This window comes from Anoxybacillus tengchongensis, assembly GCF_014201585.1.
GTDB classification, from domain to species: Bacteria; Bacillota; Bacilli; order Bacillales; family Anoxybacillaceae; genus Anoxybacillus; species Anoxybacillus tengchongensis.
In genome coordinates, this window is the sequence record NZ_JACHES010000001.1 from 331,338 (window position 1) to 354,295 (window position 22,958).

The 22,958-nt window shown below is 41.7% G+C and carries 26 protein-coding genes; 21 read left to right on the top strand and 5 right to left on the bottom strand.

What is annotated here, in order from left to right:
- Window positions 1-3: 3 nt before the first annotated feature.
- From mgsA to HNQ82_RS01945, 17 genes are all read left to right on the top strand, one after another.
- Window positions 4-411 carry a methylglyoxal synthase gene (gene mgsA / locus HNQ82_RS01865; RefSeq protein WP_032099864.1) on the top strand — a complete coding sequence of 136 codons (408 nt, stop codon included), beginning with the start codon at window positions 4-6 and terminating at the stop codon, window positions 409-411.
- Window positions 378-1,112, top strand: a complete 735-nt coding sequence (bshB1, locus tag HNQ82_RS01870; RefSeq protein WP_246348803.1) for a bacillithiol biosynthesis deacetylase BshB1 — start codon at window positions 378-380, stop codon at window positions 1,110-1,112. The genes mgsA and bshB1 overlap by 34 nt, the downstream gene beginning before the upstream one ends.
- The gene (gene bshA, locus HNQ82_RS01875; RefSeq protein ID WP_183246662.1) at window positions 1,109-2,239 is read left to right on the top strand and encodes an N-acetyl-alpha-D-glucosaminyl L-malate synthase BshA; all 1,131 of its coding nucleotides are present in this window, start codon (window positions 1,109-1,111) and stop codon (window positions 2,237-2,239) included. The genes bshB1 and bshA overlap by 4 nt, the downstream gene beginning before the upstream one ends.
- Window positions 2,239-3,432 (top strand): CCA tRNA nucleotidyltransferase, encoded by a 1,194-nt coding sequence (locus HNQ82_RS01880; protein ID WP_183246664.1) that lies wholly within the window; start codon window positions 2,239-2,241, stop codon window positions 3,430-3,432. Before bshA ends, HNQ82_RS01880 begins: the two co-directional genes overlap by 1 nt.
- The gene (locus HNQ82_RS01885) at window positions 3,402-4,382 is read left to right on the top strand and encodes a biotin--[acetyl-CoA-carboxylase] ligase (protein ID WP_055440628.1); all 981 of its coding nucleotides are present in this window, start codon (window positions 3,402-3,404) and stop codon (window positions 4,380-4,382) included. Before HNQ82_RS01880 ends, HNQ82_RS01885 begins: the two co-directional genes overlap by 31 nt.
- 224 nt (window positions 4,383-4,606) lie before the next feature.
- Window positions 4,607-5,443: a 3-methyl-2-oxobutanoate hydroxymethyltransferase gene (panB, locus tag HNQ82_RS01890; RefSeq protein ID WP_183246667.1), complete on the top strand. Its 837-nt coding sequence runs from the start codon at window positions 4,607-4,609 to the stop codon at window positions 5,441-5,443.
- Entirely contained in the window at window positions 5,440-6,288 is an 849-nt protein-coding gene (panC, locus tag HNQ82_RS01895; protein ID WP_183246669.1) for a pantoate--beta-alanine ligase, read from the top strand. Before panB ends, panC begins: the two co-directional genes overlap by 4 nt.
- 12 nt (window positions 6,289-6,300) lie before the next feature.
- A complete protein-coding gene (gene panD, locus HNQ82_RS01900) occupies window positions 6,301-6,684 on the top strand; it encodes an aspartate 1-decarboxylase (RefSeq protein WP_003394601.1) in 384 nt (127 codons plus the stop codon).
- Window positions 6,685-6,737: 53 nt separating this feature from the next.
- On the top strand, window positions 6,738-9,383 hold the full coding sequence (dinG, locus tag HNQ82_RS01905; RefSeq protein ID WP_183246672.1) for an ATP-dependent DNA helicase DinG: 2,646 nt from the start codon (window positions 6,738-6,740) through the stop codon (window positions 9,381-9,383).
- A 61-nt stretch (window positions 9,384-9,444) separates the two neighbouring features.
- Window positions 9,445-10,176, top strand: coding sequence for a ComEC/Rec2 family competence protein (locus tag HNQ82_RS01910; RefSeq protein ID WP_246348836.1), 732 nt, complete (start codon window positions 9,445-9,447; stop codon window positions 10,174-10,176).
- Between the two features lie 183 nt (window positions 10,177-10,359).
- Window positions 10,360-10,530 carry a YpmA family protein gene (locus HNQ82_RS01915; RefSeq protein ID WP_006319505.1) on the top strand — a complete coding sequence of 57 codons (171 nt, stop codon included), beginning with the start codon at window positions 10,360-10,362 and terminating at the stop codon, window positions 10,528-10,530.
- Between the two features lie 6 nt (window positions 10,531-10,536).
- Window positions 10,537-11,025, top strand: coding sequence for a cell wall elongation regulator TseB-like domain-containing protein (locus tag HNQ82_RS01920; protein WP_183246675.1), 489 nt, complete (start codon window positions 10,537-10,539; stop codon window positions 11,023-11,025).
- Complete coding sequence (locus HNQ82_RS01925) at window positions 11,022-12,209, top strand: pyridoxal phosphate-dependent aminotransferase (protein WP_183246677.1); 1,188 nt, start codon at window positions 11,022-11,024, stop codon at window positions 12,207-12,209. The genes HNQ82_RS01920 and HNQ82_RS01925 overlap by 4 nt, the downstream gene beginning before the upstream one ends.
- A 114-nt stretch (window positions 12,210-12,323) precedes the next feature.
- Entirely contained in the window at window positions 12,324-13,616 is a 1,293-nt protein-coding gene (gene asnS, locus HNQ82_RS01930) for an asparagine--tRNA ligase (protein WP_183246679.1), read from the top strand.
- Window positions 13,617-13,683: 67 nt separating this feature from the next.
- Complete coding sequence (locus HNQ82_RS01935) at window positions 13,684-14,355, top strand: DnaD domain-containing protein (RefSeq protein WP_183246681.1); 672 nt, start codon at window positions 13,684-13,686, stop codon at window positions 14,353-14,355.
- A 13-nt stretch (window positions 14,356-14,368) separates the two neighbouring features.
- Complete coding sequence (gene nth / locus HNQ82_RS01940) at window positions 14,369-15,019, top strand: endonuclease III (RefSeq protein ID WP_183246683.1); 651 nt, start codon at window positions 14,369-14,371, stop codon at window positions 15,017-15,019.
- Complete coding sequence (locus HNQ82_RS01945) at window positions 15,020-15,511, top strand: YpoC family protein (protein ID WP_183246685.1); 492 nt, start codon at window positions 15,020-15,022, stop codon at window positions 15,509-15,511.
- A gap of 33 nt (window positions 15,512-15,544) precedes the next feature.
- Here the strand turns inward: HNQ82_RS01945 and HNQ82_RS01950 are convergent, their stop codons facing one another.
- Window positions 15,545-18,151, bottom strand: a complete 2,607-nt coding sequence (locus tag HNQ82_RS01950) for a transglycosylase domain-containing protein (RefSeq protein WP_183246687.1) — start codon at window positions 18,149-18,151, stop codon at window positions 15,545-15,547.
- Window positions 18,152-18,166: 15 nt separating this feature from the next.
- Window positions 18,167-18,766, bottom strand: coding sequence for a Holliday junction resolvase RecU (gene recU / locus HNQ82_RS01955; protein ID WP_183246688.1), 600 nt, complete (start codon window positions 18,764-18,766; stop codon window positions 18,167-18,169).
- 171 nt (window positions 18,767-18,937) lie between these two features.
- Here recU and HNQ82_RS01960 point away from each other — a divergent pair, with 171 nt between their 5' ends.
- From HNQ82_RS01960 to HNQ82_RS01970, 3 genes are all read left to right on the top strand, one after another.
- Entirely contained in the window at window positions 18,938-20,683 is a 1,746-nt protein-coding gene (locus HNQ82_RS01960) for a SulP family inorganic anion transporter (protein WP_183246690.1), read from the top strand.
- Window positions 20,680-21,024, top strand: a complete 345-nt coding sequence (locus tag HNQ82_RS01965) for an ArsR/SmtB family transcription factor (RefSeq protein ID WP_183246692.1) — start codon at window positions 20,680-20,682, stop codon at window positions 21,022-21,024. Before HNQ82_RS01960 ends, HNQ82_RS01965 begins: the two co-directional genes overlap by 4 nt.
- Window positions 21,025-21,319: 295 nt before the next feature.
- Window positions 21,320-21,523 carry a hypothetical protein gene (locus HNQ82_RS01970; protein ID WP_183246694.1) on the top strand — a complete coding sequence of 68 codons (204 nt, stop codon included), beginning with the start codon at window positions 21,320-21,322 and terminating at the stop codon, window positions 21,521-21,523.
- A 33-nt stretch (window positions 21,524-21,556) separates the two neighbouring features.
- Here the strand turns inward: HNQ82_RS01970 and HNQ82_RS01975 are convergent, their stop codons facing one another.
- Both HNQ82_RS01975 and HNQ82_RS01980 read right to left on the bottom strand, forming a co-directional pair.
- On the bottom strand, window positions 21,557-21,724 hold the full coding sequence (locus HNQ82_RS01975) for a hypothetical protein (RefSeq protein WP_183246696.1): 168 nt from the start codon (window positions 21,722-21,724) through the stop codon (window positions 21,557-21,559).
- Between the two features lie 60 nt (window positions 21,725-21,784).
- Entirely contained in the window at window positions 21,785-21,997 is a 213-nt protein-coding gene (locus HNQ82_RS01980; RefSeq protein WP_183246697.1) for a YppF family protein, read from the bottom strand.
- Between the two features lie 154 nt (window positions 21,998-22,151).
- Between HNQ82_RS01980 and HNQ82_RS01985 the strand changes: the two genes are divergently transcribed.
- On the top strand, window positions 22,152-22,478 hold the full coding sequence (locus tag HNQ82_RS01985) for a YppG family protein (RefSeq protein ID WP_183246699.1): 327 nt from the start codon (window positions 22,152-22,154) through the stop codon (window positions 22,476-22,478).
- A gap of 21 nt (window positions 22,479-22,499) precedes the next feature.
- Here the strand turns inward: HNQ82_RS01985 and HNQ82_RS01990 are convergent, their stop codons facing one another.
- On the bottom strand, window positions 22,500-22,922 hold the full coding sequence (locus HNQ82_RS01990) for an Hsp20 family protein (protein ID WP_183246701.1): 423 nt from the start codon (window positions 22,920-22,922) through the stop codon (window positions 22,500-22,502).
- Between the last annotated feature and the right edge of the window lie 36 nt (window positions 22,923-22,958).

Sequence of the window (22,958 nt, forward strand, 5' to 3'; positions counted from 1 at the left end):
GAATTGAAAATTGCTTTAATTGCGCACGATAAAAAGAAGGAAGATATGGTTCAGTTTGTGACAGCTTATCAACATATTTTAGCTGAACATGAGCTATATGCAACAGGTACGACGGGATTGCGCATTCAAGAAGCGACAGGTCTTTCTGTTCATCGCTTTCAATCTGGTCCACTTGGAGGCGATCAGCAAATCGGTGCGATGATTGCAAATAACGATATGGATATGGTTATTTTCTTCCGCGATCCATTGACAGCTCAACCACACGAACCGGATGTTAGCGCTCTTATTCGTCTTTGTGACGTGTATGCTATTCCGTTAGCGACAAACATGGGAACAGCTGAAGTACTCATACACGGTTTAGAGCGTGGCGATTTTGCATGGCGAAATATTGTGAAGCGAGGGAAGAAGTAATGCATATGTTAGCATTTGGCGCCCATCCCGATGATGTTGAAATCGGCATGGGCGGCACGATTGCGAAATACGCTCAACAAGGATATAACATCGGTATATGCGACTTGACGTTAGCAGAGCTATCATCGAACGGAACGGTACATATTCGCCAGCAAGAAGCGAAGCGGGCAGCTGACATTCTCGGCGTTCATACACGTATACAGCTCAATCTTCCAGATCGTGGACTAACCATGCAAAAAGAGCATATTGATCCGATCGTGACCGTTATTCGTACATATCGACCGCATATTGTGTTTGCACCATATTGGGAAGATCGCCATCCAGATCATGGTCAATGCGCGAGATTAGTGGAAGAAGCGGTGTTTTCAGCTGCCATTCGCCGTTATGAAGATGGTCAACAGCTACCTCCTCATCGCGTGCAAGCCGTTTATTTTTATATGATTAACGGATTTCATCGCCCTCATTTTGTCGTCGATATTAGTGATACAATCGATAAAAAATTAGCGAGTTTACAGGCATACGAAAGCCAATTCGATCGAATGAGCGATTCAGTTGACACGCCGTTAACGAACGGATATATTGAAACCGTTGAAAGCCGCGAACGATTATTTGGCAAAGAAGTTGGCGTCTCGTTTGCGGAAGGATTTATGACAAAAAAACCAATTATACTTGCACAAGATTTGTTAGGGGAAGAAAAATGAAACTGAAAATAGGAATCGTTTGTTATCCGTCAGTCGGCGGCTCTGGGGTCGTTGCGACGGAATTAGGAAAAATGCTTGCTGAACGTGGTCATGATATTCACTTTATTTCATCAAGCATTCCATTTCGACTCAATAAAGTGTATCCGAACATTTATTATCATGAAGTGACAGTGAATCCGTATTCTGTATTTCAATATCCGCCATACGATTTGGCATTGGCAAGTAAAATTGCAGAAGTGGCGAAGCGGGAGCAACTTGACATCATTCACGCCCACTATGCTGTTCCGCACGCCCTTTGCGCCTTTTTAGCAAAACAAATGGTCGGTGATCATTTAAAAATTGTGACGACGCTACATGGTACAGATATTACTGTGCTCGGGTACGATCCGTCATTAAGTGACTTAATTAAATTTGGTATCGAACAATCCGATGTTGTCACAGCCGTATCCAATGCATTAGCTATTCAAACGTATGAACTACTTGATGTGCAAAAGCCGATTCAAACGGTGTATAACTTTGTTGACGAACGTGTATACAGCAAACGGCGAAATGATGAACTCCGTCGGCAATACGGCATCGCCCCGCATGAAAAAGTAGTTATTCATGTGTCGAACTTTAGAAAAGTAAAGCGGGTATGCGATGTCGTCCGTACGTTTGCGCTCGTTGTGAAACAAGTCCCTGCGAAATTACTCCTTGTCGGTGATGGACCAGAAATGACAGTCGTTTGTCGTCTCGTGAAAGAATTGAAACTATGCGAATATGTTCGCTTTTTAGGGAAACAAGAAAATTTAGCGGACTTGTACTCGATTAGTGATGTGAAATTATTATTGTCAGAAAAGGAAAGCTTCGGTCTTGTTTTACTTGAGGCGATGGCATGTCATGTGCCTTGCGTTGGCACGGCGATTGGCGGCATTCCCGAAGTCATTGAGGATGGAAAAAACGGCTTTTTATGTGCGCTCGGTGATATCAACGATGCGGCACGTCAAACACTTCGTTTATTAACGGATGAAGCTCTTCGTCAAACGATGGGACAAAAGGCGTGTGAAACCGTGTATGAAAAATTTTATTCTGAGAAAATCGTGGCACAATATGAACATATTTATTTTCAACTTAAAGGGGATGAATGATGAACGAACAATTTCAACAGGCGCTGTCTGTCATTGAAACATTAAAACGTCATGGACATGAAGCGTATTTTGTCGGTGGGGCGGTTCGTGACTATTTACTACAAAGACCGATCGGTGACATTGATATTGCGACATCTGCCCATCCACAAGAAGTAATGTCCATCTTTCCGAAAACCGTTCCTGTCGGTATTGCGCACGGAACGGTGATAGTTATCGAGCGTGGCGTTTCATATGAAGTGACAACATTTCGAAAAGAAGGACGTTACGAAGATTATCGAAGGCCGAAAGATGTCACGTTCGTCAGCTCCCTTTATGAAGATTTGCAGCGACGCGATTTTACGATGAATGCCATCGCGATGAATGAGCACGGTGACATCATCGATCCGTTTGGGGGAACGGAAGCGTTGAAGCAGCGCATCATTGAAACGGTTGGCGATGCTGCGGAGCGCTTTAACGAAGATGCGTTACGGATGATGCGAGCGCTTCGGTTTGTCAGCCAACTCGGCTTTTCTTTATCTACAAAGACAAAACAAGCCATTATACAATACGGACATTTATTGCAACATATTGCTGTTGAGCGCATCGCCGTTGAATTTGAAAAATTGCTGCTCGGTCCGTTTATGTCAAAAGCAATTGATCTCTTAATCGAAACGAATTTATTTTGTTATTTGCCAGAGCTTGCTACGAAAAAAAAGGAGCTTGCTCAACTAGCTACCTATTCCATTGTGCCAACTCATCGCACGGAAGCATGGGCCCGATTTGCATTTGTCGTCCATTTTCATCAAAAAGAACTGAAAAAATGGAAACTACCAAACCACTTCATTCGTGACGTTTTGATTTGTTTAAAGGCGCTCGAACATATTCGTTCGCTTTCGGATTGGACAGTTGATACATTGTATGAGTATGGACCATACATTCCACATATCGAGCGCATACGCGCAGCATTTAAACATGATGAGCCGCATGTGCATCTGTTATTAAAACGGTGGGAGGCGTTACCTATTCGCAATCGCAAAGAGCTTGCGATTAATGGAAACGATTTACTGACTCTATTTGAACGAAAAGCTGGTCCATGGTTAGCCACAGTGATTGAAAATATCGAGCGTGCCGTACTGCATCGTAAAGTGGAAAATGAGAAAGAGAAGCTAAAGGAGTGGGCGGTGTGCAATCAGAGACGAGAAAACAACTGTTGAAACTATTTACAGAAGCAGATGGAACATTTTTGTCCGGGCAAAAAATTAGTGAGCAGCTTGGTTGCTCAAGAACAGCTGTTTGGAAGCATATCGAAGACTTAAGAAAAGAAGGATTTGAAGTTGAAGCCGTTCGCAGGCTTGGCTATCGTTTAAAACAAATGCCTGATAAACTGAACGCAAATGAGATCCAACTCGGATTAAAAACGAAACGTTTTGGTTGGAACGTATATGATCAAGAAAGCGTGCCCTCAACGCAACAATTAGCTCATCAACTTGCCCACGAAGGCGCCGAAGAAGGAACGATTGTCATTGCCGAGGAGCAGACGGCAGGAAGAGGACGCTTAAACCGGTCATGGCATTCGCCGAAAGGAACAGGGATTTGGATGAGTTTAATTTTGCGCCCGTCTATTCCACCGCAACAAGCGCCTCAGCTGACGCTTTTAGTTGCTGTTGCGGTTGCCGAAGCAATTCAAGAAGAAACAAACATCATACCGGATATTAAATGGCCGAACGATATATTAGTCAATGGCAAAAAAGTCGCTGGCATTTTAACAGAATTGCAAGCCGATCCCGATCAAGTACGGGCAGTCATCGTCGGCATCGGCATGAACGTCAATCAAAAACAGTTTCCAAATGATATTGCCCCGATTGCGACGTCTCTGGCGCTTGAAACAGGACGAACGTTTCACCGTCCGAAAATCGTTCAAACATTGTTACAAAAATTAGAACAGCTATACGGACAATATTTACAACACGGCTTTCTACCGATTAAACTGTTGTGGGAAGGTTATGCAGTCACGATTGGTCAGCAAATTGTAGCGCGTACGCTAAATGGGGCAATTCGCGGTGTGGCACTTGGAATTACAGATTCGGGTACATTAAAAGTGCAAACCGAAGATGGAGCAATTCATTACATTTACTCAGCAGATATTGAAATAAAAAAACAGTAGGAAAATTTCGAAATATTTGTTAAAATGAAAGCGGTTGAAATTGGGCAGTATCTTCATAAGAACTGCACCACGCATACGACATATTGACGATCATTTCTGCCTTGATCCGATCAACCGGACGGGGACAGAGGGATGGAGCAAAACAAAAAGTCCTTCTTTCTCTATTTTGGCAGAAAGAAGGCTTTTTTTATCCATTTCCTCTGCATATTGAGAGGAGGATGTATATGAAAACGAAATTAGATTTTTTAAACATGAAAAAAAATCATGAGCCAATTGTCATGCTGACGGCTTACGATTATCCATCAGCGAAGCTTGCTGAGGCAGCCGGTGTTGATATGATTTTAGTTGGCGATTCGCTCGGAATGGTCGTATTAGGATACGACTCGACGATCCCTGTGACAGTGGAAGATATGATTCATCATACGAAAGCTGTTCGACGTGGCGCACCAAATACGTTTATCGTTACAGATATGCCGTTTATGTCGTATAGCACGCTTTCTGATGCGTTACAACATGCGAAAGCAATCATGCAACAATCAGGTGCAAATGCTGTAAAAGTCGAAGGGGCAGGTTCTGTATTACAAGTCATTTCTTCTTTAACAGAAGCAGGCGTGCCTGTTGTTGCTCATCTCGGTTTAACACCACAATCGGTCGGCGTGCTAGGTGGATATAAAGTACAAGGAAAAGATGCCGAAAGTGCTCGGCGTCTTATACAAGAAGCAAAAGCATGTGAACAGGCTGGAGCGATCGCACTCGTTTTAGAATGTGTACCGAAACAACTTGGTGAAGCGATCACGAAGCAATTGACAATTCCAACGATCGGTATCGGGGCGGGAGTCGGTACGGATGGACAAGTGCTCGTCTATCATGATGTGCTCGGATATGGGGTAGAACGTGTACCGAGGTTTGTTAAACAATATGTGAACGTACAACAAACGATGCAACAAGCGCTAGCGGAGTATGTAGCTGACGTAAAAATGCGCCAATTTCCAAGCGATGAGCAATCGTTTACGATGAACGAACAACAATGGCTAGCGTTATACGGAGGGAAACAATCGTGATTACAATCGAAAAAATCGAACAGATGCAAGCCTGTATGTTAGCCGAACGGCAAAAAGGAAAAACGATCGGTTTCGTGCCAACGATGGGCTACTTGCACGAAGGACACGTTGCGTTACTAAAGCGAGCGCGGGAGGAGAATGATTTTGTTGTTTTAAGCATTTTCGTCAACCCGCTTCAATTTGGACCGAATGAAGATTTTGAACGTTATCCACGCGATTTTGAACGCGACCATGAAATAGCTAAACGGGCGGGTGTTGACATCGTCTTCTACCCGTCCGTTCGTGAAATGTATCCGCATAAGCCGTCGGTAACAGTGAAGGTGCATGAGCGCGTCGATGTACTTTGTGGCAAATCTCGCCCAGGACACTTTGACGGGGTCGCAACGGTTGTGACGAAACTGTTTCATATTGTCATGCCACATCGTGCATATTTTGGAATGAAAGATGCGCAACAAGTGGCGGTCATCGATGGGCTTATTCGCGATTTCCATTTTCCGATTGAACTCGTTGCTGTTCCGACAGTGCGTGAAGACGATGGACTGGCGAAAAGTTCACGTAATGTGTATTTAAGCGAGCAAGAGCGAAAAGAAGCGCCTGCGTTATATGCGGCTTTACAAAGAGGAAAAGCATTTATCGAAGCCGGAGAACGCGACGTAGAGAAGGTACGACAAGCGATTGTGCATCATATTGAACAACATACAAACGGTGTCATTGATTACGTTGAAATTTACTCTTACCCAGAGCTAAAGCCACTCGAGACGTTACAAGGAAAGATCATCCTTGCGCTCGCTGTACGGTTTACAAACGCTCGTTTGATTGATAATATCGTTATGAACGTACAATAAGGAGGCAACACCATGTTCCGTACATTAATGAACGCTAAAATTCATCGTGCTCGTGTGACGGAAGCGAATTTAAATTATGTTGGTAGCATTACAATTGATGAAGATATTTTAGATGCAGTTGGGATGGTTCCAAATGAGAAAGTGCAAATTGTAAATAATAATAATGGAGCACGATTCGAAACATATATTATTCCTGGTGAAAGAGGAAGCGGTGTGTTTTGTTTAAATGGAGCGGCAGCTCGTCTTGTTCAAAAAGATGACATTATTATCGTCATCTCATACGTACTCGTACCAGAAGAAAAATTGGCGTCTCACCGCCCGAAAATTGCGATTATGGACGAGCATAACCGCATTAAAGAACTCATCGTACAAGAGCCGGCGGCGACCGTTTTATAACGGGAGCCATGCCGCCTCTTTTTGTTTGTTACACAGATGTGAGGTGAAAAAAGATGAATGATCGCTTTGTCGTCGTCGATATTGAAACGACAGGAAATGCCCCGAAAAAAGAAGATCGCATCATTCAAATTGGTTTTGTCGTCATCGAGGGCGACAAAGTTTGCGAAAGTTTTTCAACATTTATTCAGCCAGAGCGAGACATTCCTCCTTTTATTCAACAGTTAACGGGCATTGATCATACGATGGTGCATGATGCTCCGCCGTTTCACTATATTGCCCCAATGCTTGTTGAAAAATGGAAAGGAGCTTATTTCGTAGCGCATAACGTTCATTTCGACTGGGCATTTTTACAAGAGGAGTTTATTCGAAGCGGCATACAACCGCCGACATGTCGGCTTTTAGATACGGTGGAGCTCGCCCGTTTTCTTATGCCGACACAGTCAAGCTATAAGTTGAATCATTTAGCTGAAGCGTTGTCGCTTGCACATGATCGTCCTCATCAAGCAGATTGCGACGCAGAAGCGACAGCCCAACTGCTTCTTTTTTTACTGCATAAGCTATCTCGTTTACCGCTTGTGACATTAAAACAACTGCGCCGACACAGTCAAGCGCTAAAGAGTGAGTTAACTGCTCTTTTAGATCAATACATCACTAAAAAAGAACGCTCTCTTCAGCAGAACGAAGAAACGATTGAATATGAAGGGGTCGCTTTAAAAAAATGGTTTTCGCCAAAACGAACTGACTACCGTAAACATATTCCATCTTTTTCACAATGGCTTGCGACAAACCCATTTGCTTCGCCATTTGAATATCGAGATGGACAAAAACAAATGATGGAAGACGTCGACTACGCGTTACAAACGTGTCAACATGCACTCATTGAAGCGGGAACAGGCATTGGAAAAACGATGGCGTACTTACTTCCTTCCGTTTTTTATGCGGTAAAGCAACAGCAACCTGTCGTCATTAGCACACATACGCTCCAGTTGCAAAAACAAATGATTGAAAAAGAATTACCGAGGGTCACACAGCTTGTTCCTTTTTCATTTACAACAGCTGTTTTGAAAGGCAAACGAAATTATATCAGCGTAAAAAAATTTGCTCGTACGTTAGACGATATAGATACGAACTACGACATTGCTTTAACAAAATGTCAATTGCTCGTCTGGCTAACAGAAACAGAGACAGGTGACGTCGATGAACTAAACTTAACTGCGGGAGGTACGTTATTTTGGGAAGATGTGTATAGCGATGACACGAATGAGGAATACGATTTTTTTGTTCGTGCCAAAGAACAAGCAAAACATGCGCATATCATTATTACAAACCATTCGTTCGTTATGCATGATTTAACTGCTGACGAAAACTTTCTCCCACCGTATGAACGACTCATCATTGATGAGGCTCATCATTTAGAAGATGTGGCTGCTCATTTTTTCGGAAGGCACGTGTCATATGAGTACGTTCGTCTACTGTGGACACGAATGAACGACGTTGCTATGATGCACAAAATGGGTGCACTCCGCTCGTTTCTAGGAGACCTTGAATATGAACTGAATCAACTATTTCAATCTCTTCGCTATTATGTATTACGTCGACAAAAAGGAAATGGACGTATTCGCTATCGCTTTGTTCCGTGGAAAGAGTATGGGAAAGAATGGAACGGAACAATTGAATTGCTTATGCGCATTATGAGCACCGTGCAACAATTGTCGCAAATGATAGACGATATTCCAAAAGAAGAGAGGAAACCTTTTACAACGTTTATTGACGTTTTATCGACGTTACAACATTTATTAACGAGCGACGACGATGATATTGTTCGCTGGCTAGAAGTAGATGCGAAAGCCGCTGTAAATGCGATCACAGTCATTTCACAGCCGCTCGATTTAGCCCATTTTTTTGCTGAGCAATTATTTTCACGTAAGCGGAGTGTTATTTTAACTTCAGCAACGTTAACGACAAACAATCGTTTCTCGTTTATGATTGCTCGGCTTGGTCTTGATGATTTTTATCCGTTTACACGCATCATTCCGTCACCATTTTCGTATGAAAAACAAGCCGCACTGATGGTGCCAACAGACTTGCCAACGTTTCCTGCGGTTGCAGTTGAACAATATGCTGAACATGCCGCTCAGCAAATTATTCGTATCGCTGAACATACAAAAGGGCGCATGCTTGTATTGTTTACTTCATATGAGCTATTGAAACAAACGTATACCTTCGTAAAACAGCTCAATGACGAGCAATCATTTGTGTTACTTGCTCAAGGAGTAAGTGGAGGTAATGCAGCGAAGTTAACGCGCCATTTTCAGCAATTTGAACAAGCGATTTTATTTGGCACAAGTAGCTTTTGGGAAGGGGTAGACCTCCCTGGAAATGAAGTGACATGCGTCGTCATTGTTCGGCTACCATTTGCTCCACCAGATGATCCGGTCATGAAAGCGAAAAGCGATTATATTCGCGCCAAAGGAGGCAATCCGTTTTACGATTTATCGTTGCCACAAGCGATTTTGCGCTTTAAACAAGGATTTGGACGATTAATTCGTACAAAAGAAGATCGAGGAATGATTTTCGTTTTAGATCAGCGATTGTTAACAGCATCGTACAGTAAATATTTTTTGCAATCTCTTCCACCTATTCGGGTATATCATGCGCCGCTTGCCGAACTTTTACAACATGTTAATGAGTGGCTATAAAATTCCCTTTATCAGTGAAAGATAAAAGATGTAGATGAAGGGAGTGAACATTTTGCAATGGATGCTATTCTTTTTTGTATTAAGCAGTTTCATGCATCCTTCAACGGTAGGAGAGCACATTCAAAAAATTGATATGATGCTTGAAGAAGAGGAAATGGCCATTATGTTTTTGCCACTTAGCAACGGAGAAGCGACGTTATTTAAACATGCAAGCGGAAAAACGGTATTGTTAAATACAGGGGCCCCGCATACGGAGCGAGAACTAAAAAGATGGTTTGAGCATTTCCATATTGCTGAAATCGATGAACTTTTGCTAACGAGTGATGATCAAGAATATGTCGGCAATGTCAAATGGATTGAACAAACGTATGGCCCGAAAATAGTGAATGAATGGAAAGAACAAAAAGTATATGAACCTTTCCCGCATTTTCGGATACAGCCACTCTATATAGCCGATGGGGATGTAACGATGTCCCTTCAATACGGTCAGCTCCGCCTTTTATATATGGCGCACGCTGATAATAATGTCGAGCGAAAATTGATGACCATGCCGCTTCATGACGTAAACATATTGAAAATTGCCCATTTTGGTATAAATGACTATCCGCGGACGTCTTTTTTAAAACATGTCGACCCACAAGTAGCAATCATTTTCAAAAAGCATGGTAGCTGGCCGAGTGAACGTTTGCTTGAGCGATTGTATGCGGCCTGGATCGATTGTTATGAGACAAATCGTTTTGGTGTGATTGTAGTAAAGTGCAACTTAGAGGAATACGATGTCATGACATTTTAAAAAAGGGCCAACGTTCGGCCCGCGGTGTGTACGATAGGAATTTTTTTAATTCAAATTGACCAATGTAGGAAATCGTTGCTACAATGAAGATGTTTACACACCGAAATCGGTGTGTAAGTGTATTGTTTCCGTTCATGATAAACGATATAAGTAACAAAATTTGTGCACATGGAGGATCGGGTCGTGGAGAGCAAAATCGAAGTATTAGCAACTGTAAAAGTTGAATACTCATCGGACTTATACAAAATTGTTGATTGTTTGAACCGAACGTTAAAAGAAAAAGATTTAATGTTCGGACTAGCACTTGATGAAGAAAATAAAGAAAAGGCTGTGTTTACCATTTATCGAACGTAAGAAGGGATGAAGGTGAAAAAAATAGTCATTGCCTTCGTATGCGTGTTGTTCGCCGCTTTATTCCTATACATCGACGCATATAGCGATGCGATATCGTCTAAAAACGAAAGTGAACAACGTGCAATGAAGCAGGTGGAGAAAAAGGGAATTGTCGAAGTGACGGATGTGTATACGTATCGAGGTAGCGATGTATACGTCATCGTCATAGGCAAAAATGATAAAGGTGAACAAATGATTGCATGGGTGACGGAAAAAGGAAGAGTGGTTGATGTTCGAAAGGCTTCAGAAGGTATTACGAAACAACAAGCGCTTTCTTCCGTACAACCGTACCAACCAGAAGCGGTCGTATCAGTGAAATTAGGAATGGAAAAAGAGGTCCCGCTATGGGAAATTACATATATTGACGAACGAGACCGTTATTCGTTTTATTACGTTCGTTTTGAAGACGGGGCCTTTTTGAAAAGATATCATTTTGCGAGGGGGAAGGATTCATGAAGTTAGCGAAGCGCGTTGCATCATTAACGCCATCATCAACGCTTGCTATTACAGCGAAAGCGAAAGAACTAAAAGCAGCAGGGTACGATGTCATTGGGCTTGGCGCCGGTGAACCAGATTTTAATACGCCGCAACACATTATGGAAGCGGCTGTGAAAGCGATGTACGATGGACATACGAAATATACGCCATCTGGTGGATTAGCAACACTCAAAGAAGGGATTATTAAAAAATTTCAGCAAGACCAACAACTTGACTATAAACCGTCAGAAATTATTGTATGTGTCGGAGCGAAACATGCCCTTTACACGCTATTTCAAGTCATTTTAGACGAAGGCGATGAAGTCATTATTCCAACACCGTATTGGGTGAGCTATCCGGAACAAGTGAAACTAGCAGGTGGAGTGCCGATATATGTTGAAGGGCTTGAACAAAATGAGTTTAAAATTACACCGGAGCAATTGAAACAAGCGATTACAGATCGCACGAAAGCAGTCATTATTAACTCACCAAGCAATCCAACGGGCGTCATTTATACGAAAGAAGAGCTACAAGCGCTCGGTGAAGTATGTTTGGCACATGATGTGCTGATTGTTTCTGATGAAATTTATGAAAAACTCGTTTATGGTGGACACGAACATGTTTCTGTTGCCCAACTCTCACCTGAATTGAAAAAACAAACGATTATCATTAACGGAGTGTCGAAGTCACATTCCATGACAGGATGGCGCATTGGCTATGCAGCAGGAGATGCCGATATTATTCGTGCGATGACAGATTTAGCAAGCCATAGCACGTCAAACCCAACATCGATTGCCCAATATGCTGCCATTGCTGCATATAGCGGGTCTCAAGATCCAGTCGAACAAATGCGGCAAGCGTTTGAAGAACGGTTAAATATTATTTACGATCGCCTTATTCAAATTCCTGGTTTTTCGTGTGTCAAGCCACAAGGTGCATTTTATTTGTTCCCAAATGCAAAAGAAGCGGCAACAATGACGGGATACGAAAGTGTCGATGCGTTTGTCGAAGCGTTGCTTGAAGAAGCAAAAGTTGCACTCGTCCCTGGTTCAGGATTTGGTGCACCAAACAACGTACGCTTATCATATGCGACGTCGCTCGAGTTACTTCATCAGGCGCTCGACCGTATCGCAACATTTGTCAATGAAAAAACGCGCGGCTAGTCGATATGACTAGCCTTTTCTTTACGTGTAAGAACGATCATCTTGCGTTTTTTTGTCGAAATGTATAATATTGATGATGTACATAACAGTTGAACGTCTTTGGAGGGAATTTTTGTGAAAACGACGATTGCAGAAGTACATAAATATGTAGGGCAAGAAGTAACGATTGGCGCTTGGCTTGCGAATAAACGGTCAAGTGGAAAAATCGCTTTTTTACAGTTGCGCGATGGCACAGGCTTTATTCAAGGAGTTGTAGAAAAAGCACAAGTAAGTGAAGACGTATTTCAATCGGCAAAAAGCATAACACAAGAAAGTTCGCTATATGTCACAGGTATTGTGCGTGAAGATAATCGTTCACCGTTTGGATATGAGCTATCTGTCACAAACATTGAACTTATTCATATGGCTGTTGATTATCCGATTACACCAAAAGAACATGGTATTGAATTTTTAATGGATCATCGCCATTTATGGCTTCGCTCGAAGCGCCAACATGCGATTATGAAAATTCGTAACGAAGTCATTCGCGCCACGTATGAATTTTTCAATGAAAACGGCTTTGTGAAAGTGGACCCACCAATTTTAACAGGAAGTGCGCCAGAAGGAACGACAGAATTGTTCCATACGAAATATTTTGATGAAGATGCGTATCTTTCACAAAGTGGACAACTATATATGGAAGCAGCAGCGATGGCACTTGGCAAAGTATTTTCGTTCGGTCCAACGTTCCGCGCGGAAAAATCCAAAACTCGTCGTCATTTAATTGAGTTTTGGATGATTGAGCCGGAGATGGCGTTTTATCAATTTGAAGATAACTTACAAGTACAAGAACAATACGTTTCTCATATTGTGCAGTCCGTATTGAAAAATTGCCAACTAGAGCTTAAAACGCTCGGTCGTGATACGTCTAAGCTCGAAAATGTCAAGCCGCCATTTGCGCGCATTACGTATGATGAAGCGATTCAGCTTCTTCATGAGAAAGGATTTGACGACATTCAATGGGGCGATGACTTCGGTGCGCCACATGAAACAGCGATTGCGGAAAGTTTTGATAAACCGGTATTTATTACACATTATCCAACGACATTAAAGCCGTTTTATATGCAGCCAGATCCAAATCGCCCAGAAGTCGTTCTTTGCGCGGATTTAATTGCTCCAGAAGGATACGGAGAAATTATTGGCGGTTCAGAGCGCATTCACGACTACAATTTATTAAAACAACGGTTAGAAGAACACCAATTGTCGCTTGATGCATATAAATGGTATTTAGAGCTTCGCCAATACGGTTCTGTGCCACATTCAGGTTTCGGACTAGGACTTGAGCGGACTATCGCCTGGATTTGTGGTGTCGAACACGTTCGTGAAACGATTCCGTTTCCACGTTTACTTAATCGTTTATATCCATAATGATGAAATCCCCCGTGCTCACATGGGGGATTTGTTTTATGATATAATAGAGCGTGAGGTGTTTGACATGGATAATGAAATGATTCGCTTTTTTCGTGAAGGAAGTGTGGCCATTCCACGGTTATTATTAACGAACTATAAAGCGCTTGGATTAAATGAAACAGAGTTTATGTTATTGTTACACATCCATTCGTTTCTTGAACAAGGAACGTCATTTCCAACCCCAGATGAAATTGCTGCGCGTATGACCATTTCTTCTGAAATGTGCATGCAACAACTGCGAAAGCTTGTACAAAAGGGATTTTTGTCTATTGAAGAGCGAATGGATAACAACATCCATAGCGAATGTTACTCGCTTGATCCGCTTTGGGAAAAGCTCATTCGTGCTGTTTTTCAAGGCAAGAAACAAGAAGAAGAGCAAGAAGAACAATTGTATACCGTTTTTGAACATGAATTCGGTCGTCCGCTTTCCCCAATGGAGTGTGAAACGCTAGCGATGTGGATGGATCAAGACGAACACGACCCCGTAATCATTAAAGCGGCGCTACGTGAGGCGGTATTGTCGGGAAAACTAAATTTCCGTTATATCGACCGTATTTTATTCGAATGGAAAAAGAATGGGATTAAAACAATTGAACAAGCACAACAACATGCAAAGAAGTTTCGTAAAAATCAAGTGAAGCAAGAGCAACCATATAAACCAACCGTTCCGATTTATAATTGGCTTGAACAGTCGTAGAAAGGATGGTTACATGTTAACGAAGCAACAAATTCGCTATTGTTTAGATGAGATTGCAAACATGTTTCCAAACGCTCATTGTGAGCTCGTTCATCGCAATCCGTTTGAACTATTAATCGCCGTTGTTTTATCGGCGCAATGTACAGATGCGCTCGTCAATAAAGTGACGAAGCAACTATTTGAGAAATATAAAACACCAAAAGATTACGTGTCTGTTCCGCTAGAAGAGCTTCAACAAGACATACGTTCGATCGGACTATATCGCAATAAAGCAAAAAACATTCAGCAACTATGTCGTATATTAATTGAGCAATATAATGGGGAAGTACCAAAAAGTCGCGATGAACTAATGAAGCTCCCGGGTGTCGGCCGAAAAACAGCGAACGTTGTCATATCTGTTGCATTCGGCGTTCCTGCTATTGCTGTCGATACGCATGTCGAACGAGTGAGTAAACGGCTTGGCATTTGTCGTTGGAAAGATTCCGTGTTAGAAGTAGAAGAAACGCTAATGAAAAAAATTCCAAAGGAAGAATGGTCGGTGACCCATCATCGCCTTATTTTTTTTGGACGCTATCATTGTAAAGCACAATCGCCGAAATGCGACGTTTGTCCACTGCTGCATCTTTGTCGAGAAGGAAAAAAACGAATGAAAGGGAAGATGTAAATGATCGTTCCAAAAACGTTTCAACATCCGCTCTTTTTTTCGACCGATTCCATTAATATTCCTACGTTTCAAACGTTTCCGCTGATGATGAAGCATGTGCCGTTTTATTATGATATGACACAAGAGGAGAAGCCGTGGCAACGGAAAGAGCAGTCGCTTCCCGCTATATTTCAGCTTTGGGAGGAAGAAAAACGTGGGCTTGCTCCGTTGTTTGCAACTCGTCAAGGGAACAAAGCAAAAGACGGAATGGTTCGAGGGATTAGCTACTTTTTATGTGCGCTACATTGGCTCAATGAACGAGCAGTAAGTGACGTATGCCATTGGGAAAAGGAAGTGGAGTTGCTCCCGCTCAGCCCGTTAAATGTCGTTGATCGGCTTTCGTTTATTTTTGCTCGTCCGATCCTCCATCATTCTTTTGTTCAATTAGATGAACTATTTACCGAACTCATGAAGCTATTTTATAAACAAATGGTCCAACAAAAAAGAGACTGAGAATTGCACTCAGTCTCTTTTCTCATGTTATTATTAACGATTTGTTGTCCCGTCATTGTTTCCATTTCGTTGTTGATTGTTTGTTCCCGACGAATTTGTTGATGAATTGTTATTTGGGTTTGTCGGGTTTGTTGGTGTCCCCGGATTGTTTGGGTTTGGCTCGGTCGGGTTTGTCGGTGTCCCCGGATTGTTTGGATTTGGCTCGGTCGGATTTGTTGGCGTCTCCGGGGTTTCTCCGTTTCCCGGTTGTTCCGGTGTCTCATTTTCTTTTGGTTGCTCCGGTTCCTTTTTCGGAATTTGCACAAGCACTGTAGTTGGTGCGCTTGTTGTGCCATCTGCTGCGACGGCATATACTTCAAACAAGTACCCCGAGCCTTCTTTCGCATCAACGGTCAGCTGTGAATCTTTCGTTTTAGCAATGACGGTCGGTTTACGTCCATCTACCGTTTGCCGTACTTCAAACGATATATCTTTTTCTGGATCGATTGTATATGACCACGACAATGAAATGGTTTGTGTCGCTGGATCGTATTGTGCTCGTAAGTCTTTTACTGGTTCAACCACTTCTTGTTTATCTTCAGCTACTTCTGTTGGTTCTTCGTAACCGCGAACAAAATATTCGTACGTAATTTCACTTTTTGGCGTATATTCGCTCGCTAGTTTTGGCGGATTTGTTCCTTTTTTTACGGCTAGCTTGACAACGCTTTTTGGCTGTTTAAAGTCACCGCCGCTGCCATCATCTACGTGAGAAATGACGCGTTTAAACAATTGCTTCGCATATTGTTGTTCGTATTTTGATAAATACGCTTCGCTACTTTTTTTGCTAAATCCGGTCCAAATCGCCGCTGTATAGTTTGGCGTATAGCCGACGAACCAGCTGTCAGGAACGGCACCTTTTGAGAGACCGTACTTACGACGATCTTTTTCATCATAGTTTGTCGTTCCGGTTTTTCCCGCAATATGAAGCCCTGGTACGTTTGCTGCTGTCCCTGTTCCTGACTGAACGACTGTTTTTAACATATCGGTAATCATAAATGCTGTATAGTCTTTCATTGCAGCTTTTGGCTCTGGACGAAGATCTGCTTCTGTTCCATCTGGGAATACTACTTTTTTTACAGCGTGCGGTTCAATATAAATGCCACCGTTTCCGAATGCACTGTATGCACCTGCCATTTGCAATGGAGATACCCCTTTGCCGACGCCACCTACCGCATATGCTTCATGCATTTCTTCAAAGCCCATGCCAAGCTTGTTCGCAAATTGTTTGGCTCGCTCTAAGCCGACTTCTTGGAGCGCTTTTAGCGCTGGAATGTTTCGAGAACGGGCAAGCGCTGTTCGCATCGACATTTGTCCTTCGTATTTGCCGTCCCAGTTTTTAATTGGCGTTCCGTCCGAGTATTGATACGGTTCATCTTTTAATTGATGGTATGTCGACCATTTTAAATATTCAATTGCTGGACCGTAATCGACAATCGGCTTAATCGTTGAGCCGGGCTGTTTCCGTGTATCTGTAGCATAGTTAAATCCAAACGTAACTCCTTCTTCTTTTTTACGTCCGCCACCAAGTGCCCGAATTTCCCCTGTTTTTGTATCTACAAGAGCAATGCCGGCTTGGAAATCAGCCTTGTTTGTGCGAATGACCTCGTCGGAATTGAGTAATTCCTCCACATACGACTGAGCGTTTGGATCTAGCGTTGTATAAATTTGTAATCCAGCTGTGAACACGTCAAGGCCTGTTTTTTCTGTCACTTCATCAATCACTTGATCAATAAATGAATCGTACGGGATCGTACTTTGTTGTTTATTTTCTGTTAATAGTGATTGTACAGGTACTTTTTTCGCTTCTTCGGCTTCTTCTTTTGAAATAAATCCATGTTTAGCCATAAGCGACAATACAGTATTTCGCCGTTTTTCTGCCGCTTCTGGATGTGTAAACGGATTGTAATTGTTCGGGCTTTGCGGAATACCGGCGAGCAATGCTGCTTCTGGAAGCGTTAATTGTGATAAATCCGTTTTGCCAAAGTACGTTTCGGCTGCTTTTGCGACGCCGTAGGCTCGGTTTGAATAATAAATTTTATTCAAATACATTTCTAAAATTTCATGTTTTGAATATTTTTGCTCGAGCCGAATGGCAAGCCATAATTCTTGTACTTTTCGTTTCAACGTTTTTTCAGGTGTTAAAAAAGAAAGTTTTACGACTTGTTGTGTAATTGTACTTCCACCTTCAGCTCCAAATCCTTCGCGAATATTCGCTACAACGGCTCCGAAAAAGCGTACAATATCAAAGCCATGGTGTTTGTAAAAGCGAGCATCTTCTGTGGCGAGTACAGCTTCTTCAAGCACTTTCGGAATATCTTTATACGATACGTAAATGCGTTTTTGTTGCCCGAGTTCTGCCACTTTTTTACCGTTTCCGTCGTACACGATCGACGCTAAAGGATCGCGCAACAACGTTTCATCAAGTGGAGGAGCATCTTTAATCATCCACGCAAACGCTGCTACACCAGAAAACATACCAATGGTCATGATCAGCAACATAATAAGCACAATTTTTTTCATCATTGAACGCCCTCGCTCACGCGGACGTTGTTTTTTTTGTTCCGCTTGTTTTCGTTCTGTTCGTGAACGATAGTTCGCCATATCGTTCCTCCTATTCTAAAAATATAGTTTGTCCACAATTTGAATATAATCGATTCGTGGGTGATAGCCAAGCGGAATGACATAACCATGTCGTTCGACTTCCGCCTTTGTTATCGATTTGCGACCACCTTGTTGCTTGCGCTCCCAATATTCAAGGAGGTGATGTGCATCCAATAAATATGTCTCATCAAACGTCGTAAAACGCAAAATCACGAAGCAAATCGCTCCGTGGGCTAGCACTTGTTTCATATGTTCAATTTGGTGCTTGTGAAAATTTTGAAGCGGAAACGATGTACGATTTCGTGTTTCTTTTGCTTCAAAGTCGATATATTTCCCACGGTATACGCCGTTATAGTCCGTTGTGGACGGTTGTTTAAAATACGCTTCTTTAATGACGGCAGCGCTTCGTTTCGGATAATCAACGCGCACAATTTGCACAGGCGTCGGTTTTTTATGAATGACGGCAATACCTTGAGCTAAATAATAAGCGTTCGTTTCATTTAAATCTGCCTCGAGCGTCATCCCTCGATTTCCATACGTATCGGCAGCGGAAGTGCGCAACGTCTGTTCATTTTCTTTTTTTTTATACGGTCGCCCATTCGGATATTTCAACATATCATCCCCCCTTGAATGTTCAACATTATATCATATGTTTCGGTTGTTCGTCATTTGCTCGAAAATTAGAAAAAGAAAGATGATTTGACATGAAAATAAGAAAGTGATATAAATATTTTGTATATATGTATATTCAAAAATTTGAATATATAAAAAAAGGTGGGGTACTTTTTGAAGCGGTTCCAAGGATACACTATGGCTCATTTTCAAAAAGATTTAATATCAGGGTTTATTGTAGGTGTGATTGCTTTACCGCTCGGGATGGCGTTTGCGATTGCTTCCGGTGTAAACCCAGAGTACGGAATTTATACGACAATCGTTGCAGGTATTCTCATTTCTCTTTTTGGTGGATCAAAATATCAAATTGGAGGACCTACAGGGGCATTTATTCCCATTCTATTAGGTATTGTATTAACATATGGATATGAAAATTTACTTGTCGCCGGTTTTTTATCAGGAATTATGCTCGTGTTATTTGGAGTGTTGCGCTTAGGCTCTCTTATTAAGTTTATTCCCCGTCCTGTGACGATCGGATTTACAGCAGGAATTGCTGTTATTATTTTTGCTGGTCAAATCCCTAATTTTTTAGGATTAAATGTAAGAAAACATGAAGCGTTTATTGATAATATGAAGGAAATATGGACACATCTTCATGATGTCAATATATATAGTGTTATCATTGCATCGATAGGGCTTGTCGTTCTGTTGCTTGCGCCAAAAGTTGCCCCTAAAATACCGAGCCCATTATTAAGTTTAGTTGTTTCAAGTTTATTTTCCTTTTTTTTACTCGAAAATAAAGTAGCAACCATCGGCTCTGTTTATGGGGAAATTCCAAATACGCTTCCGCATGTTTCGGTTCCTCATTTCACACTAGAGCACATATATGAGATGATTAGACCAGCTTTTGTTATTGCGATGCTTGGCGCAATTGAATCTTTGTTATCGGCGGTCGTTGCTGATGGAATGACAGGAGAAAAACATCATAGCAATCGTGAATTAATCGGACAAGGAATTGCCAATATAGTAACTCCTTTTTTTGGTGGAATTCCAGCGACAGGTGCAATCGCACGAACAGCAACGAATATTAAAAGTGGAGCAACGTCTCCATTGTCCGGTATCATCCATGGCCTTGTTGTTCTCGCCATTTTGCTCGTTTTTTCACCGTATGCATCGCATATTCCGCTAGCAAGTATGGCACCGATTTTAATGATTGTTGCTTGGAACATGAGTGAGCGGAAAGAGTTTATACATGTGTTAAAAATGAAATCAGCTGATTCGATTGTGCTTGTCATCACATTCGTTTTAACAATTTTTGTAAATTTGACTATTGCTGTAGAAGTAGGTCTTATTTTAGCTGTACTATTGTTTGTAAAAAGAATGACAGATGTATTTCAAGTATTCAAAGTACTTCCAGATGAACAAAAGAAAAAAGTCAGTCCCCGAATGGTTGAACAAGGAAGAGACTGCCCGCAAATTAGTATATATACAATTGATGGTCCATTGTTTTTCGGTGTAGCTCAAATGTTTGAGCAATCGATTATGTCGACAATAAACCATACCCCGCGTGTTCTTATTTTACGCATGAGTAAAGTACCGTATATGGACCAAACAGGGGAAGCGAATTTAGCAAGTCTTGTTGAGCATTTTCAATCGAAAGGTGGAATTATTTTCGTTTCCGGTATACAACAACAACCGAAAGAGATGTTAAAAAGATGTGGATTATATGATAAAATTGGCGAAGAAAACTTTTTCGAGCATACAGGGGAGGCGCTAAAAACCGCTTTTTTACACATTAACCAAACGCAATGTGTTGGTTGTAAGCATTTTGCCTTTTCAGAGTGTCGCCAGTTATGTCATATTCAAGCAGAACAAGCGGTCAATCATTTTAAAACAGAATATGTTGGAGGAAACAAATGAACCTAGAATTACAGCAATTTAAAGCGGAGTTTTTCAAGGCTTTAGCCCATCCTTTGCGCATTCGTATTTTAGAATTATTAGCAGAAGGGGACAAAAACGTCAACGAATTACAAACGTTAATCGGTGCTGAAGGATCTGCCGTATCCCAACAACTGAGCGTGTTACGTTCAAAAAACATTGTGTATGGAACGAAAGATGGGAATCGAGTAATTTATTCATTACGTGATCCAATGATTGTCGATTTGTTACACATTGCCAAACAAATTTTTAATAATCATTTAATTGATGCGATCTCTATTTTAGATAAAATGAATGAAGAGAAAGAGACAGGGGGAACGTGATCCCCTGTCTTTTTATGTAGAAGGACGGTCTGGACCTTCTAGCTTTTTGTCGCCAAAACCTGTCGTTTCTTCTTGCTTCGGCTTTTGTTTTTTCTTTTGTTCTTTTTTGGCCATCACAATGCCCCCTTTCGTCTTTTTATTTTGACCGATCATGTCAAAAACATGCGCATGGATTTGTCGAATTTTGTACACATAACACTTTGTTTGCCGAATTTCTTCTAGTTTTGTCAAGTGAGAAGGGAGGAAGTGAAAGATGGCGAATGTGTATGGCAAAGGTCGAAAGGGGAGTTGGAGGATGGAACATATTCAAATGCAACTACAACAGTTGTTTGAGGAGATTGAGCAGTTGGAAAATAAATTAAAAGAGCGTACAGAAGAACAAATGGCTACACATTACGATATGCAGCAAGATAGTTTACAAGATATCGAACGCCAACTCGACAACATCGAACGACAAATGGAAAAAAGAGAAATATATACGTTCGCTCCAGCGATATAAAAGATATAAAAAAGGTGGCATAGTAGCCACCTTCTATTCTTTTACCCGTTCAATCGTCACCGGACGATGTTCTTCATTTCCTACTGTATCAATGGCGTAGTCAACCACTTCACGTTCTTTCGATGACGCCAATTCGCCATGTTTCGGCTTTTCGCTTTCATGCCCTTTTTTCTTATGGTGAAAATGAACACCACGACCCATTTCCATCATCCTCCTTTTGCATGCTAACGTCTCACTTAGCATGGCACAAGAGGGGACAAATCATTCAGCGCTCGCTGAATATTGTTTTACTCGTTCATCATCAGGTTTGTAAGCACCAAGCGCTTCTAAATCGCGCACGAGATGGCGATACACACCAAGCGGCAATTCGTTGCGCAAATACAGTTGGCGCGCAAAATCAAGCAATTCGTTTGCGTCAATCGGCTCATATTGTTTTGTCGCAATAAATTTGTTTTTTAATTCAATAATTGTCATAATTATTCCCTCCCCCTTTTGCACTTATCATAACATAAAAAAAGACGACATGTTAAATTCAAAAAATTGAGAATTCCGACATCGATTGACATGATTAGTCACGAACCATTTAGCTAAAAAACGAATATGATGTGATGAAAGGAGATGAGAAGCTATGTATCAACCATGGTCTACCATGCAAATGCCACATATTCCACCTGTTCATTATTATCCATACTATTCCCAACCGACCTCGTTTCCGACTCAGCCAGTCGTTCCGCCAGTTGTACCGTCCATGTCTCCATTCGCTCCACCAACCGTTTCTCCTTTTATGCCGCCGATGTCTCCATACACGAAACCGCCAAGCTTGCTTGAGCAGTTTAAAACAAAAGAAGGAACGTACGATATAACAAAAATGATGAATACGATGGGGCAGGCGGTGCAAGTCATGAACCAAATGAGCGGGCTTGTGAAAGGATTAACGCAAACGTTTAAATTGTAACGTTTGCGTTTTTTCGTATCGTTATTCAATTGGGATAAATGTTTTTTTCTGCGGGAGACGAATGATCAGCTTACCGTCTTGAAATGATGCGTGAATGTCTGATTCACTCACAGGATAAGGGAGAAAAATAGATTTCGTCGCTCGTTCATATGTGCGTTGGCGATGAACAATTTTCTTTTCATCATCAATTGTTTCCGTCTGTTCATCGTAAATGACCGATAGTAACAGGCGTGTATCATCTATGAACTGCAAATGAATACCGTCACGTTTTGCGTTTGGAATATGGGCAATGATGACATATTCTTCATTTGTTTCACGCACATCAATCGGAATATAAACAGGTGAAAATGTGCGATGAACATATTCATCAAGCGCATGCAACATTTTTTTTAACGACCGATCATCGAAAAATGAATCGAGCATATGAGACAAATCTTTTTTCATCAGCATTCACTCCTTATAACATACGTTTGTTCGTAA

Coding starts and splice junctions, on each gene's coding strand:
- HNQ82_RS01925 (WP_183246677.1), top strand. CDS start 11,022: ATGAAGTTAGCGAAGCGCGTTGCATCATTAACGCCATCATCAACGCTT.
- HNQ82_RS01975 (WP_183246696.1), bottom strand. CDS start 21,724: ATGGGTCGTGGTGTTCATTTTCACCATAAGAAAAAAGGGCATGAAAGC.
- HNQ82_RS01965 (WP_183246692.1), top strand. CDS start 20,680: ATGAACCTAGAATTACAGCAATTTAAAGCGGAGTTTTTCAAGGCTTTA.
- panB (WP_183246667.1), top strand. CDS start 4,607: ATGAAAACGAAATTAGATTTTTTAAACATGAAAAAAAATCATGAGCCA.
- HNQ82_RS01910 (WP_246348836.1), top strand. CDS start 9,445: ATGCTATTCTTTTTTGTATTAAGCAGTTTCATGCATCCTTCAACGGTA.
- HNQ82_RS01970 (WP_183246694.1), top strand. CDS start 21,320: ATGGAACATATTCAAATGCAACTACAACAGTTGTTTGAGGAGATTGAG.
- HNQ82_RS01985 (WP_183246699.1), top strand. CDS start 22,152: ATGTATCAACCATGGTCTACCATGCAAATGCCACATATTCCACCTGTT.
- HNQ82_RS01950 (WP_183246687.1), bottom strand. CDS start 18,151: ATGGCGAACTATCGTTCACGAACAGAACGAAAACAAGCGGAACAAAAA.
- HNQ82_RS01980 (WP_183246697.1), bottom strand. CDS start 21,997: ATGACAATTATTGAATTAAAAAACAAATTTATTGCGACAAAACAATAT.
- HNQ82_RS01920 (WP_183246675.1), top strand. CDS start 10,537: ATGAAGGTGAAAAAAATAGTCATTGCCTTCGTATGCGTGTTGTTCGCC.
- HNQ82_RS01880 (WP_183246664.1), top strand. CDS start 2,239: ATGAACGAACAATTTCAACAGGCGCTGTCTGTCATTGAAACATTAAAA.
- HNQ82_RS01945 (WP_183246685.1), top strand. CDS start 15,020: ATGATCGTTCCAAAAACGTTTCAACATCCGCTCTTTTTTTCGACCGAT.
- bshA (WP_183246662.1), top strand. CDS start 1,109: ATGAAACTGAAAATAGGAATCGTTTGTTATCCGTCAGTCGGCGGCTCT.
- nth (WP_183246683.1), top strand. CDS start 14,369: ATGTTAACGAAGCAACAAATTCGCTATTGTTTAGATGAGATTGCAAAC.
- dinG (WP_183246672.1), top strand. CDS start 6,738: ATGAATGATCGCTTTGTCGTCGTCGATATTGAAACGACAGGAAATGCC.
- recU (WP_183246688.1), bottom strand. CDS start 18,766: ATGTTGAAATATCCGAATGGGCGACCGTATAAAAAAAAAGAAAATGAA.
- panD (WP_003394601.1), top strand. CDS start 6,301: ATGTTCCGTACATTAATGAACGCTAAAATTCATCGTGCTCGTGTGACG.
- bshB1 (WP_246348803.1), top strand. CDS start 378: ATGGCGAAATATTGTGAAGCGAGGGAAGAAGTAATGCATATGTTAGCA.
- HNQ82_RS01990 (WP_183246701.1), bottom strand. CDS start 22,922: ATGAAAAAAGATTTGTCTCATATGCTCGATTCATTTTTCGATGATCGG.
- HNQ82_RS01935 (WP_183246681.1), top strand. CDS start 13,684: ATGGATAATGAAATGATTCGCTTTTTTCGTGAAGGAAGTGTGGCCATT.